Consider the following 15,391-nt stretch of genomic DNA (forward strand, 5'->3'; position numbering starts at 1 on the left):
TTATATTCTTGGAGGAATTATACTTGTAAATGATTATTAATTAAAGACCATTTCGGGATAGAGGAGATCCAGGCTGTTCTTTTTGCGGCCGGAACAGTTGTGCATAAGGTAGCTTACGATGGATTCGGTTGAATGATCCAGGGAAAGCGTGATCTTTTTCTTTTGTTCCATCCATTGCAGAAATACCTGCCCGAAACCGGCATCTAATTTGTCCAGTACGGGAACTCCCATTTTCTTAAGGGCGGCGGCATTGCAGAATTGCTCATACTGGCCGCGTATCGGGATCACCAGGAGTTTTTTACCCAGATATAATGCTTCGGCGGGCGTTTCGAAACCGGCTCCTGTAATGATCGCCCTGCAATTGATCAGGCTTTTGTTAAAGGCGTTCTTGCTGACAGGAATAAAACGGATATTGCCCTGCTGGACCGGCTCCCTGACTTCTTTGGAAAAGACATGAAACCGATGCTCTTTCAGCGGTTGTAGATATTGGCTGACAATGGCATCGTTGTAGGAGGACAAATAGACGGTAATATGACCCTTATCCTGGGGCTCGGCCTGCAGGATTTCTCTTTTGATCACAGGGGGCAGGATAAAGTCGTCATATTGTTTAAAATGCAATCCTATATATTGTGTGGCCCTGGCATAATTGCGGAGGATCCATTCCCCCATTGCATTTTTGTTCTCCGGACGCGGGGTTTTGGGAGAGATAAAGCTGGCCTGGTGTCCGAAATTTACCGAGGGTACTTTCTTCCAGGCACAGGCCAGGGAGGTAATGCTCTCGAAATCATTCAGAACAAGATCATATTTTTCTACCGGTAAATCCTTTACCTCCCGCATGATCCGAAGGGGCGCGAATTGCCGGATGGTCTGGCCGTAATGAAGACTCCCGCTGTTTGAATAGAACAGGCTCAGACCCTTGCTGCGGTATTTCACCGATGCATCCAGCTGCAGGGTGTTGTTGGCGCCGCTGAGGAAAATATCTACTTTACCATAACGCTCCAGGTAAGGGAGTATCTCCATGGCTCTGCTGATATGACCATTTCCGGTCGCCTGAACGGCATAAAGTATTTTCATTTCTTTTTAGTTTTTGGCCGCAGCCCCCCGTTATATTACTTTGAGCGAATTGATATAAAAATTAATTTCATCCGTCATCACATTGATCGGTTGTTTCATTTCCACTGTTTGGGTAGCCGGGAATTTCTTTTCATCATACTCGTAGATGGTCCATTCATTTTGCTGATATTCCAGTGCCGTAAGATGTTCCACCCAATCGCCCGAATTCAGATAGGTAACTTTTCCATTTTTAGTTTCAACCACTTTTTTCGAAGGCTGGTGTATATGGCCGCAAATAACATAATCGTATTTTTTTTCAATGGCCAGCTCAGCAGCGATCAATTCGAAATCGTTGATCTTGCTAACTGCCTTGTTTACGCCCGCCATTACTCTTTTCGAAATGGAAACCCGCTCTTGCCCAAAAAACTTCAATATGAAATTGACCAACCGGTTAAAGAGGATCAGTAATTCATAACCGCTGCTACCCAGTTTGGCTAATATTTTTGCGCTCCCTTTTGTGGTGTTGTCAAAAACATCCCCATGAAAGATCCAGGTCATCTTATTATCGATTTCCAGGACCAGCTTATCGGTAAGGGTAAACCCACCTACCTGGATATCACAATACCGCCTCAGCATCTCGTCATGGTTGCCGGTGATATAGAATACCCTTGTGCCATTGGTGATGCATTGGATGATCTCTTTCAGGACCATGATATGGGAAACAGGAAAATAACGTTTCGTAAATTGCCAGCCATCGATGATATCCCCATTCAGGATAAGTATGTTCGGGGTGATGCTTTTGAGGTAATTGACAAGCTCCTTGGCCCGGCACCCATATGTTCCGAGGTGAACGTCAGAGAGGACAACTACATCTACGGATCGTTTTTCCATTCTTGCGGTTTTCCAAAGGTCTAAATCACTTATTACTATTAGTTTACGCGAGAGTTAAGGATTTGTTTCTTTTATGTAAAGAGAATATTAACGACTGATGGCAGGCTACAGGGTCAAATTCTCTTTAAGGGTCTGACCAATCCGTATGAGGAACGAAAAAGGACGAAAAAATTCGAAAACGGTCGAAAACGGTTGCGTAAATAAATAAGGGCCAGACATATATCGGTTCATAATAATTTATTAATTTGTCCGGTAACCGAAACATTACCGCATCTCTGTACTTTTGCGTTAATTCTGATTATGATGGATGTAGCCATATTCGAGAAACTGCTTTGGAAAAAATTCTTATCGGGGGATCATCCCTCCTTTCATTCCCTGTTCGACAAATATTGGGAACCCTTATTCCAGCACGGCTATAAAATAGTACAGAATAAAGAAGATGCGGAAGAGATTGTTCAGGAGCTCTTTATCCATCTTTGGAACAAACGGTCAGAATTGCCCGAACTCCAATCGGTATCCGGTTATTTATTTACCGCGCTGAGAAACAGAATCCTCAACCAACTGGCCAAAAAAAGGCAGTCCGGTATTGTCTTTGAGGGTTTGCAAACCAGTATGGAAGGAATAAAGGATGAGCAGGCCCAAGCCTCCCCTGCGGACCTCCTGGAAAAGAAAAGCATCGAAATCACCATTCGCTCCCTGGCCAAATTATTACCTGAAAAGATGCAACAGGTCTATATCTCCCACCAATTCACGGGATTAACTATTGCGGAGATCGCTTCGGCCACCGGGAATTCAGAACAAACCATCCGTAATCAATTCAATACCGCCGTCAAAAAACTAAGTGCAGTGTACAAGGACAAATTGCACACTCTTCCCCTAATTTTTATTTTTTTTTATTTTATTTAGGGTTTGAATAGTTAACCCCTTCCTTTTTTTTGTCTTATAAAAGAGGGACCTTCAAATCCCGATAGAACATCCATTAAAATTACCAGCTTGAATTTACCCGAACAGATAAGGCAATTGCTCGAAAAATATCAGGACCAGGGATGTAATGAAGAAGAATTACAACAGCTACACGACTGGATGGAACAACAGGCCTTATCCGGGAAAGAATGGACATTCCGTAATGATTCGGACAGATCGGTAACCAGGGAAAATATCCATAAGCCCGTAATTGCCGCGATGGGCGGGCAGAATGAGGTTCGCGAAATTCAACTTGTTGAAAAGATCGTTCAGGAAACAAAGATCCGGGGAAAATGGAAAATGATGCCCTGGATAAAATATACCGCTATTGCCGCAAGTGTGCTTGGTTGTGTCTGGGGCCTATCCCGTGTGACTGGGACGCCAAAGGAGTTGATAGCAAAGGCGGTTCAGGGAAAAATAGAAAAACTGGTACTTCCAGATGGCAGTACTGTATGGTTGAATGATAATACGGAGCTTGCTTATTACGATAATTTTGAGAAAAACCGAACAGTGGAACTTAGGAAAGGGGAAGCCTTTTTTGATATAAAAAGAGACGCTTCCCACCCTTTTATCGTGAAGGCCAATACGCTTTCTACCACCGTACTGGGCACTTCTTTCTCCGTTAAGATGATCGGTGCAGCGAAGGAAATAAAGATTTCGGTGGTGACCGGAAAAGTAATGGTGAGCCAACAAAAGGATACCCTCGGCACTTTGCTCCCATCCCAAAGATTAAAATATTCCGCCCGGCAAAACGGGGCCGTTGTTGACTCGGTTCTGACAGGCGAGGCCAACGGCTGGATCAACGGGGACCTTTTCCTGGAGAATGCTTCCCTGGGAGAAGTCATACAATGGCTTCAGGATCATTATAAAATCAACGTCAGAACATACCGGCGATATTATGAAGGGCAATATTATCTACATGTAAAAAGCGATATCGGTTTACAGGAAATGCTTAGCATCCTGAATTTATTAGGCGAGAAAAACCACGTGCAATTTTCGTTACAGGAAAATACCATTACTATTCGGTAAACATTTTTTAAAGAAAAGACAATTATGAAAAAATCTTCGCAAACGCGGAAGGCTACCCGTATGCTTTCCTGTGTAGGGTTTGTACTTTGCCTGATGGCATGGGCTGTCAGTTCTAAAGCTCAGGACCCGCTTCACAAGACCATAAGTTTAGATGCGGACAAACAACCACTGGAAAAGGTATTAAAACAAATCGCTTCCACTGCAAAAGTGAAATTTGCCTACGATGTGACGGAAGTCAAACAATATAAGATAACGCTTCGTGAAAAAACGGAGGTTACCATTGAAGAACTGTTGCAGAAGTTATTAAAAGAAACAGAGCTTACCTTTGAAAGCCACGGAAATACCATCGTGATCTATTCCAAAGACCAGGGTGCTTCGCTCGTTCCCGGAGCCACCACCTTTTCCTCTAAGAAGAAAATGGATATCGCCAAAGAAGAAGGCGCCTCTTCTGTTTCCGGTGCCGCTACGACGCTGAGCAAAGGAAAGATGCCCGTAACTTTTTTTACTGCTTATGACGCAGTCCGGGAAAAAATATCCGGAACGATTTTAGACGACAATGGTCCGTTACAAAATGCAAGTGTCTATATAAAAGGAACTTCTTCCGGAACACTTACGGATTCCAGAGGCAGGTTTACGCTGGAGGCAGAAAACAAATCGGCAGTCCTCCTTATTACCATGGTAGGATACCAGACCCGGCAGATTACGGTCACCGCTGGTGGAAATAATGTGATCCGCATGGAGCGCAACGATCAGCAATTGGATAAGGTAGTGGTGGTCGCCTATGGCAGCCAAAAAAGATCAACAATATCCGGCGCCGTTTCGGAGGTTAAGCTGGATAAGCTTTCTTCCCGTTCATTAAATAATGTTGCCGAAGCTTTACAAGGAAAGGCACCCGGGGTGATTGTCACCAATGAAGGCGGTGATCCAACTGCTGCTCCCCGTGTAAATATCAGAGGGATGGGTGGAATTAACGGGGAAGGGCCTTTATATGTGGTCGACGGATCCATTTATTCCAACTTTCCGGTCAACCCTAACGAGATAGAGTCCATTTCCGTATTGAAGGATGCTGCGGCCGCTATTTATGGGGCCAGGGCATCCGGTGGCGTGATTATCATTACTACCAAAAAAGGCAAGTCCGGCGCCGCTACCGTTAATGTGGATGCCAAGGCAGGTGTACAATCCGCATGGAGGAAACTGCAATCTCTGAATGCCAGGCAGTATGCGGATGTCATGAATATGGCTGCAGATAATGCCGGCCAGCCGAGACTGGATGCCTTTAATACCAGTATCTACCCGGACGGACAGATTACCCGTACGAACTGGATAGATGATGTTTTCCGGAAAGGCAAGGTACAGGATTACAATATCGGTGTCAGTGGAGGAACAGAAAAATCCAAATATTTCCTGAGTTACGGTTATCGGAATGGGGAAGGAATTGTACTGAATACAAATGCCAAACGGTATAATTACCGGTTAAATACTGAGTTTCAGTTAAACTCCTGGCTGAAGATCGGCGAGAATATGCAATATGTCTTTACGGACGGGACAGGCGCCAATACCGGAAGTCCTTATACCGGAGCCTTATTGGCTGCACTTTTTTATCCCCCCAGCGTGGCGCCCTATAATTCCGACGGAAGCTTTGCCGGATTACCGGCGAAATATGCAGGTGCATACGGAGATGTGATCAACCCCGTCGCTTATCTCAAACGGCTGGACCAGAGAAATCCTACCAACAACTTTTTTATCAATCCATACCTGGAACTCAAATTGACGAAGGACCTGAACTTCCGTTCCAACCTGGCCGTCACCAAATCCAACTCCAATTACAAAGAGTTCGTTTCAAGGGTATTGGAGATCGGAAAGATCTTTGATTATAACCAGCTTACCCAGAATAACAATGCTTTCACGGAATTGCTTGCTGAACAGACCCTGAATTATACGAAAAAATTGGGCAACCATAATATCAACGTGCTCGGCGGTTATTCCTACCAGAGCCGGGAAGACACCTATTTAAATTCCATGGCGCAGGACTTCGACGATGAAAGATCTTCCCTCCGGTATATGCAGAATGCCAATAAAATTTTCCCTTCCCAAAGTGGTAAAAATTCGTGGGCGCTTGTCTCTTATCTCGGCCGCGTCAATTATGATTATAATGGAAAATACCTGCTTAGTTTGATCGGCAGAAGGGACGGAACTTCCCTGGTAGCTCAGAAAAATCAATTTGCCAATTACGGTTCCGTATCAGCCGGATGGCTGGTCAGCAAGGAAGATTTTCTTAGCCATTTTTCCTGGTTGAATAACCTGAAGATCCGCGGCAGTTATGGTGTTCTGGGTAACCTGGCCAGCCTTCCGATCAACGCCTCGGTAGTTCCTCTTGCGCCTGTCACGGCATACATGGGACAGGTTCAGACACAGGTCTACGGTTATGCGGAGGACGGCATCTCCAATCCGGACCTGACCTGGGCTAAATCCATCCAATCCAATATTGGCGTGGACATGAGCGTCCTGAATAACAGGATCACGCTTACGGCGGATTATTTTGTCAAACGCACTAAGGATATGGTGTTTCAGCCGGCTCCGCCAAGTACGGCAGGGGTTAATAACGGGCAATTCCTGAATGGCGGTGAGGCTAGGGATAAAGGGATCGAATTAGGGCTTACCTACAACAGTGCCGGCAATTCCGCTTTTCAATACAGCTTCAGCGCTACTCTGACGAAAATAGCCAACAAGCTGGTTTCCCTGGCAGGCGGCCTCGATAATATCAATACCAGCGGTTCGAATATCCGGAGCACCCTTGCTCCCTTGTATATACATACGGGTTATGCGCTGTATTCTTATTATGTCGTAAAAACCGCAGGACTTTTCAAAACCCAGTCGGAAGTGGATAATTATACCAATAAAGATGGCAATAAGATCCAGCCCAATGCCAAACCAGGTGATCTGAAATTCGTGGATGCGAGCGGCGATGGCCAGATAACCCCCAATGACCGGGTTGTGGCTGGGAATCCTTATCCGGCGCTGACCTATGGGCTGAGTTTTAATGCCAGTTACAAGAACTTCGATCTGAATATATTCGCACAGGGCGTTCAGGGTAACAAACTCTTCAACGGATTGAGATACCTTACCTGGCAGGCCAGTGTGAGCGGCCAGAATTATAATATGAGTAATGAAATTCTGAATGCCTGGACTCCTTCCAATCCGAATAGTTCCATTCCGCGTGTTTCGCTAAGCGACCCCAATGGAAACTTCTCCACAACATCGGATTGGTTCATTGAAAGCGGTTCCTATCTGCGTATAAAAAATGTTACTCTTGGCTACACCCTGCCCAATACGATTGCCAGGCAGATTCACCTGAACTCCCTGCGTCTGTATGTAACGGCTAATAACCTCCTGACGTTTACAAAATATAAAGGATTCGACCCGGAAGTTGGTATGGATGAGCAGGGAATCGACAAAGGCCGTTATCCCCAGGCAAGATCTCTATTTGTTGGCTTGAATGTAAATTTCTAAAACAGCAATTCTCAGGATTATGAAAAAGATACTAAATACGATAACGGTACTTTCCATTGCCGCGGTAAGTTTGAACGGTTGTTCCAAAAAGCTGGACATTACTCCCGAAGGATCACCGGTCAGCGGTAATTTCTGGCAAACAACATCAGACGCCCTTAAAGGTGCGAATGCCATGTACGACCAGTTCGACGGGGAAGAGTTTTACGGGCGGGGCTTTATGTGGTATATTAATGCCAGCGATGATATGGTGACCGGCCGCGGGAATGCGAAAGCGGAGAACGTAAAGAACTTTAACCTGGCCACTTCCGGAGTATCCTACCTGGTTGATCAATGGAAGATGCGTTATATCGTGATCAAAAGGACCAATGACGTAATTAATAATGTGCCGGCCATCAAAATGGATCAGGCATTAAAGGACAGAATCCTGGGAGAAGCGCATTTCCTGAATGCCCTGATGTATTTCCAGCTGGCTTACAGTTACGGAAATGATAAGGCCGGAGTTCCTATAGTCGACAGGGCTAAGCCAAGCGCTCTGGCAATACCAAGGGCCGCCAATGTGGGTGAGAATTACAAGACGATCGAAGCCGACCTTAAGGAAGCAGCGCAATTGCTCCCTTATTTCGATACCTACGGCGCCACCGATTATGGCCGGCCCCATAAGACGGCTGCCTGGGCCTATCTGTCCAAAATGTATCTCTATCTTAAGGACTGGGCCAATGCAGAGAAATATGCGGATAGCGTGATCAACAGTGGCAAACATGCCTTATTGCCCGATTTTGCCTCTGTATTTACCATTGCGGGTAACTGGAGCAAGGAATACATCTGGAGCGCCTACAGCACGGCTAAAGGCAACGGATGGGGCAGCATTCTGCCTGGTGTTATGCTGGAAAACAAAGGCTGGGGTAAATACAATGGCTGGGGCTATTATACGCCAACTCAGGAATTGTATAATGCCTATGAAAGCGGTGATAAAAGAAGGGAAGTGACGATTTTGAAACCCGGAGACTCGCTTGTGTTTTTTGGGGAGAAGATCGCTTATTCTTCAACCAACAGTCTGAGCGGTTACCAGTTCAGGAAATATATGGAACCCTTTTCCTATGCCGATCCGATCGGGACCTATATCGGAACGAGCGGCGATCATCCCGTTACCGAACTGAATCCTCCCTTGCTGCGTTATGCGGAGATAATACTGATAAAGGCAGAAGCCGAACTGATGCAAGGAAAAAATGCGGATGCAGAGATCAATACGATCCGTCATAGGGCAGGTCTTAGCGATACTACGAATGCCGATATGAATGAATTAAAGACCCAGCGTCGCTGCGAATTTGCCGGAGAATGGGCAGATCGTTTCCGTGACCTGGTTCGTTGGGGTGATGCAAAGGCGGCTTTTTCCCTTGCTCTTCACGGGTATAACGGAAGCGTGATCTGGCCTGGCAGGAACTTCGACCCGAATGTGAACGATGTTTGGCCCGTTCCCCAGGTGGAGATCGATAACAGCGGCGGCCTCATTAAACAAAATCCGGGCTGGTAGAGGAATAAAGAAAACAACAATTAATTAACGCGTATTATTTTTGCAAGCCGGTTATATTTGTAACCGGCTTGTTATTTGGCCGCCAGCCAGTTGTCCGGTGTCCGCCGACCGAAAAGCCGGATCAAATTTTTTTATGTTTATGAATAAACTATTCGTTTTTATTTTTTTTGTTTTCGTAACAAATCTTGTTTTGGTCGAAAAGGTCACAGCCCAACTGATAAAGTATTCGATTGCCAATACGCATTCCCATAACGATTATGAGCAGCGTACTCCCTTCTGGATGGCCTATAATGAAGGATTTGCCTCCATCGAAGCGGATATCTGGCTGAGGAACGGCAGGCTGCTTATCGGGCACGATACCTCCGAAATTAAGGCGGGACGTACCCTGGAAGAGTTTTACCTAAAGCCGCTTCTGACCGGTCTTGAAAAAAATAATGGCCATCCTTTTACCGATGCCTCCCGGACCCTGCAAATGCTCATCGATATCAAGACGGATTCTATCTTCACCGTCGATTCGCTGGTCGCCCTGCTGAAAAGATATCCCGCAATTAGCGGCAACCCTTCTGTTAAATGGGTGATCACGGGGAACAGACCCGATCCATCTCTCTTTCCTTCCTATCCGCCGTTTATCTGGTTCGATGGAGTCTTATCGTTTGATTACCGTCCGGATGCCCTGGCCCGGATAGCCATGCTGAGTGATGATCTTAAACAATATACCCTATGGAACGGGAAGGGGATCATCCCGGCTGATGAACGGGAAAAGGTAGTGGCGGCGATTGCCAAGTCTCATCAGCTGCATAAACCGGTCCGTTTCTGGGATGCGCCGGACTTTATCAATGCCTGGTCGCAGCTGATGCATCTGCAGGTCGATTACATCAATACCGACCATATCCAGGAATTGGGCGGTTTCTTAAAAGGGCTGGCTACTCATACCTTTACCGGCGACCCGGGCCTGGCAGGGATGGTCTATCAGCCTACGTACAAGACAGATGGCCTGGACCGGCCGGTGAAAAATGTCATCCTGCTGATCGGTGATGGAACTGGTCTTGCTCAATTATATACGGGTTATACAGCCAGTGGGGGCGCCCTGAATATTTTTGGAATAAAGAATATAGGTTTGTCCAAGACAAGCTCTTTTGATAATTATGTTACAGATTCCGCTCCCGGTTCCACTGCCTTTTCTTCGGGAGAAAAGACAAATAACCGGGCCGTTGGCGTGGACCATACCGGGGCGCCCCTGACCTTGCTTCCTGCCCTGCTCGCCAAAAAGAAGATCAGGACCGGGTTGGTGACCTGCGGGGATATTACCGATGCTACTCCCGCCGATTTTTATGCGCATCAGCGTGAGCGGGATAGTTCCATCGCGATAATCAGGGAATTGAAGAATGCCCCGGTTCAGCTACTGATGGGCTCGGGGGACGATAACCAGAGCGGTGTCGCCATCCTGAAGAAAACAGTGCGGCCGTCCAAAGCGGTTAGGCCGGCTAAACCCTTATCGGCATTCAGCCCGGAGATCCTGGGTGAATTGCAGCCGGAATATAGCATCGTTTCTTCTATAGACAGCGTAAAGGCCGGGGGGGAAGGCACAAAATGGATCGTGATCGAAAAACAAGCGGGATTGTCTATGTTAGACGGCCGGGGCGACTGGCTTCAACGGGCTTTCTCCAAAACGGTAGACATACTTTCCCGCAATAAGGAAGGCTTTTTTATCATGACCGAAGGGGCACAGGTCGATTATGGGGGCCACAAAAACAGTTTGCCCTATGTGGCTTCCGAGGTAATGGATTTCGACCAGGTAGTTCGCAGGGCGCTTGAGTTTGCCGATAAGGATGGCGAAACCCTGGTTATTGTTACGGCCGACCATGAAACGGGCGGTCTCAGTTTGCTGGATGGCGATTATACCAAGGGATATGTAAGCGGTCAGTTTTCCACCAACGATCATTCCGCCATTCCGGTCCCTGTTTTTGCTTATGGGCCCCGGTCCGGGCTGTTCAGAGGTGTTTATGAAAATACAGCGATCTTTTCGAAGATCCTGAAAGCATATGGGCTGTAGAATACCCGCATTTTCCCTACCTTGGTTTCCGATTAAACAGGGGATGCTATATGAACGAAGAACTTATTTTATTGCTTGGCGATAAGATCAAGACCAAAAGACAGCAGAAAAATATTACACTGGAACAATTGGCCGGGAAAGCTGGTGTAAGCAAAGGGCTCATCTCCCAGATCGAGAACAACCGTACCGTTCCTTCTCTTCCTGTTTTGTTTAATATTATCCATTCTCTGGATGAAAATCTCAAGACCTTTTTCGAGGACATGCAGGATTCTCTTACCAATGGTCATATCCTTATCATCCGGAAAGGGCAGGAGAAACTTTTTTCCAAAGAGCCGGTAAAAGGATTTTCCTATAAAAGAATTCTTACACGGAGTATAACTTCTCAGGCAACGGATGTCGTTATGCTGGAATTAAAGAAAAATGCCAGCCGTAAACAAATGATCCAAACGGATGCCTTCGAATGCAAATACATATTAAAAGGCAGCGTGGAATACCAGGTTGAAAAAGAAACCTTTCAACTCCACGAGGGAGATACCCTCTTTTTTGACGGACGCGCCAAACACCGGCTTAAAAACATCGGGGATACGGAAGCCCTGATCCTGATCATTTACTTTTTTTAATTCCCCTTCACTCTTTCCCTGCATTTAAGCTGCGGCGACCAATGCATTAGTTCATGGCAGTTAATATCCGTTTTTCCCATTGCCATTTCCCATGCTTCATTTTTCTGCTTAAATACGTGATTAGTATGATTTTAGCAGTTTTATAAATACTGAACTAAAGTTTAGTATTTATAAACAATTAACATTAACTTAAAAGTACTCTAACGTTGGCGTCACATTGCCCGGATAATTTCGCCCTATAATTATTCCTGTATTCCTGCTTTCAACAACTAAAAACATACTGTAATTATGAGCCAGAGCATTATCCGCGCAATGGGGGCCCTAGCAGTCTTCTTCCTGCTGCCCCTTTTTACACTAGCACAAGGCATGGTCAGCGGCCATGTTGTTTCAAATGCAGACCAGTCGCCAGTTGCCGGCGCTACGGTAGCCATTAAAGGTTCTAAGACAGGAACGTCCACGGGAACGGATGGCAGTTTTACGATACGAGCCAAAGAAGGTGATATCCTGTTGATCACAGGAGTGGGCGTAATGCGCCAGGAATTGCCGGTAGGTTCAAAAAATACCGGTCTTGTAATCACTGTCCTGACGGATTCCAGGAATCTTAATGAAGTTGTGGTAACCGCCCTGGGTATTAAAAAAGAAACCAAACGTCTTGGTTATTCGGTACAGGAGGTGAAAGGAGATGACCTGCTAAAAGCACGCGAGCCCAATCCGATGAATGGCCTGGTTGGTAAGGTGGCCGGTTTGAATGTGGGCGTCACCCAGGAATTATTAGCTTCCCCTACCGTATTATTAAGAGGTTCACCTTTAAACTTTTATGTAGTGGATGGGATTCCCATCAATTCGGATACCTGGAATATCAGCCCGGACGACATCGAAACCTATACGGTCCTGAAAGGACCTACTGCTGCAGCATTGTACGGAAGCCGCGGTATTAACGGCGCGATCCTGATCACTACCAAAAGAGGGAAGAGGAATCAAAAAGGATTCACTGTTGAATTTAACAGCAGCGTTCAATTAAATAAGGGTTTCATTGCCAATCCTAAAGTACAGAATCAATATGGCGGAGGAGATTATCAGGCCTATGCATTCGGTGACTATAATGCAAACGGAAATTCTGTCGATGGAACCAACGATGAGGACTATGATGTTTGGGGACCGCGTCTGGATATAGGCCTGATGCTGCCGCAATATGATGGTAAATATGACCCCACCCAATTGTATTCCTATAAGTTCGGAGACGGTTCTGTACATACCAGCCATATCCAGCCTACCCCTTGGGTCTCGCGGGGAAAAAATAACCTGAATAACTTCCTGAAAACGGGTTTGCTCACCAAAAATAATATTAGTTTTTCATCCGTGACCGATCGTTCCAATCTGCGGATGTCCGTTTCCAGCTCCTATCAGAATGGTATCACGCCAAACACCGGTTTAAATACGGTAAACCTGAACCTGATCGAAAGTTATGAGATCTCGGATAGGTTCAAGATAGAAGGTAATCTGAATTATAACCGCCAGTTCACTCCCAATATTCCGGATGTAAACTATGGACCCAACAGCCTGATCTATGATATCGATATCTGGACGGGAGCCGACTGGAATGTAAAGGATCCTGGAATCATAAATTACTGGAAACCCGGTAAAGAAGGGATTCAATCTAACTTTGTGGAGTACAAACGTTATCAGAATCCCTATTTCATGAGTTATGAATGGCTGAGAGGTCATTACAAGAATGATCTGTATGGCTGGCTCGGCTTAACCTATAAAATCAATAAGGATCTGAATGTATTATTGCGTTCCAATGTGACTACATACAATGTTTTAAGAACAGAAAAATTGCCCTGGTCTGCTCATCCATACGGTGACGAGCATAACCACGGTAACTATCGGGAAGACCGTCGTGACTTATGGGAAAATACCACCGATCTGTTGGTAAATTATAGTAAGGAAAATTTAGCTAATTCCGGATTTTCGATTAGTGCCAATGCCGGGGGTTCTGCCCGTAATATGAAATACGGATCGAGCTACACCAGCACGAATCAGTTGATCGTTCCGGGTCTTTATTCATTTGCCAACTCCTTTTTACCCACCCGGGCATATTCCTACAATTCAAACTTGCTAATGCTAAGTGCATTGTACTCGGTAGATCTCACTTACAAAAAATATTTTACCATTTCGACAACAGGTCGTGTGGATAAGAGTTCAGCCATTCCACCCTACCTTAAAAACACCAATTTCTACCCTTCGGTGTCTTTGAGTACAGTCCTTTCTGATTATATCAACTTACCCAAGGAAATCACTTTCCTCAAGGTCAGAGGAAGTTATGCCAATGTAAAGGATGGTGGTACGACCGCTTTGATCGGCTCTTCTTTCCAGGCCCTCGGTGCCGCCAGCCCGGTAGGATATGGGAATACCTATTTAACGCCCTATGATGGCCCAAGCTATAACCTGGCCACTCCTTTTTTTTCCACGACCTATGGTTATAATAACCAGATAGGAGCAACCGCTCCCGGTTATTCGGTGGTTAAGTCAGTCCAGGCTTCTTCCCGTAGTAATTTTGAATTTGGTTTTGATATCCGGACGTTGAAGAACCGCCTGGCCTTGAGCGCCACTTATTTTCAATATAAGGATGGTCCCCAAATCTCCAATCAACCGGTTTCTGAGACCAGCGGCTTGAATTATATCACTACAAATGGTCTGACTACCAAAAGGACCGGGGCCGAATTGTCCCTGACAGGAAATGTCATTCAACAAAAAGATTTCCGCTGGGATGTACTCGTCAACTGGTCTACTTATAAAGAGGTATACTCCAAATTCCCAGGTGGAGTAAAACAGATTTCGAATGGAACCGGTTATCCCTACCAGATCGGTGATCGCGTAGACCAGTTATATGCTACCGTCGAAGCGCAGACACCCGACGGGAAGGTCATTCATAATGAATCGGGACTACCGATCTATTTGCCCAAGCAACAGAAGTTTGGACATAGCGATCCGGATTGGGCCTGGGGTATCAATAACAAGTTCGCCTATAAATCCTTCACTTTTTCTTTCCAATTCGATGGAATGTTCGGCGGAACGATTGGTGATTATGTGAAACGTAAACTGACCGAAGGCGGTCGTGGGGAGAATACGGTAACAGGCGTGATCGGCCAGGCCCGTTTGTATGAGTCGCAGCATTGGGGTGATGCCGGTTATTTCGGTTCCGATGCCGATCATAAACATGACCGGGGCGCAAGAGATGCCAGCGGCAGACCAATCCTGGGCGGCGACGGGGTACAAGTAGCGGGTGGTGCCAAGAATATCGGATACGATCCGGTTACCGGGGTGATCAACAATGCTAAATCCCTGACATTTGCCCCCAATGATTCCACAACCAACTGGGTACAGGACTACGTAAGCAGTTTTTATAACGATGCACAGCATACGAGCGTGAAAAAAACATATGCCAAACTCCGGGAAGTGGTGATAACCTATACGTTGCCTTCGCGTCTTTTTCAGAAATCATTTATCAGTAAGGTCGATATTTCCCTGGTGGGCAGGAATCTCCTGTATTTCTTTCCCAGTGATTTCCATGATATAGATGTGGATCAATTTCCGGGACGTAACCAGTCCAATCAGTTTCAACGGGAACAATCACTGCAGACCCCGACGACAAGAAGTTATGGGCTGAATATAAATGTTGTTTTCTAAGAGGATCGGTGACGGTCAATAAAAAAATCGCCAAGTACTAAAAACAAGAAA

At 45.9% G+C, this 15,391-nt stretch carries 9 protein-coding genes; 7 read left to right on the forward strand and 2 right to left on the reverse strand.

All coding sequences use genetic code 11. From position 1 onward, the window contains the following. Nucleotides 1-36: 36 nt before the first annotated feature. Both ACX0G9_RS19520 and ACX0G9_RS19525 read right to left on the reverse strand, forming a co-directional pair. On the reverse strand, nt 37-1,074 hold the full coding sequence (locus ACX0G9_RS19520) for a glycosyltransferase family protein (protein WP_459066633.1): 1,038 nt from the start codon (nt 1,072-1,074) through the stop codon (nt 37-39). A 30-nt stretch (nt 1,075-1,104) separates the two neighbouring features. Continuing rightward, nucleotides 1,105-1,944 carry a UDP-2,3-diacylglucosamine diphosphatase gene (locus ACX0G9_RS19525; RefSeq protein ID WP_459066634.1) on the reverse strand — a complete coding sequence of 280 codons (840 nt, stop codon included), beginning with the start codon at nt 1,942-1,944 and terminating at the stop codon, nt 1,105-1,107. Between the two features lie 300 nt (nt 1,945-2,244). On the opposite strand from ACX0G9_RS19525, the gene ACX0G9_RS19530 reads away from it, so the two are divergent. The 7 genes from ACX0G9_RS19530 to ACX0G9_RS19560 all read left to right on the forward strand — a co-directional run bounded on the left by ACX0G9_RS19530 (nt 2,245) and on the right by ACX0G9_RS19560 (nt 15,340). Further along, the gene (locus ACX0G9_RS19530) at nt 2,245-2,850 is read left to right on the forward strand and encodes an RNA polymerase sigma factor (RefSeq protein WP_459066635.1); all 606 of its coding nucleotides are present in this window, start codon (nt 2,245-2,247) and stop codon (nt 2,848-2,850) included. An 87-nt stretch (nt 2,851-2,937) separates the two neighbouring features. Next, complete coding sequence (locus tag ACX0G9_RS19535) at nt 2,938-3,936, forward strand: FecR family protein (RefSeq protein WP_459066636.1); 999 nt, start codon at nt 2,938-2,940, stop codon at nt 3,934-3,936. A 24-nt stretch (nt 3,937-3,960) separates the two neighbouring features. Further along, nucleotides 3,961-7,446, forward strand: a complete 3,486-nt coding sequence (locus ACX0G9_RS19540; protein WP_459066637.1) for a SusC/RagA family TonB-linked outer membrane protein — start codon at nt 3,961-3,963, stop codon at nt 7,444-7,446. A gap of 19 nt (nt 7,447-7,465) precedes the next feature. Beyond that, nucleotides 7,466-8,977: a RagB/SusD family nutrient uptake outer membrane protein gene (locus ACX0G9_RS19545; RefSeq protein ID WP_459066638.1), complete on the forward strand. Its 1,512-nt coding sequence runs from the start codon at nt 7,466-7,468 to the stop codon at nt 8,975-8,977. A gap of 139 nt (nt 8,978-9,116) precedes the next feature. Then, on the forward strand, nt 9,117-11,030 hold the full coding sequence (locus tag ACX0G9_RS19550; protein ID WP_459066639.1) for an alkaline phosphatase: 1,914 nt from the start codon (nt 9,117-9,119) through the stop codon (nt 11,028-11,030). A 50-nt stretch (nt 11,031-11,080) separates the two neighbouring features. Further along, the gene (locus ACX0G9_RS19555) at nt 11,081-11,650 is read left to right on the forward strand and encodes a helix-turn-helix domain-containing protein (RefSeq protein ID WP_459066640.1); all 570 of its coding nucleotides are present in this window, start codon (nt 11,081-11,083) and stop codon (nt 11,648-11,650) included. A 288-nt stretch (nt 11,651-11,938) separates the two neighbouring features. Continuing rightward, a complete protein-coding gene (locus ACX0G9_RS19560; protein ID WP_459066641.1) occupies nt 11,939-15,340 on the forward strand; it encodes a SusC/RagA family TonB-linked outer membrane protein in 3,402 nt (1,133 codons plus the stop codon). Nucleotides 15,341-15,391 lie beyond the last annotated feature (51 nt).

The sequence above is a fragment of the Flavitalea flava genome, assembly GCF_054461575.1.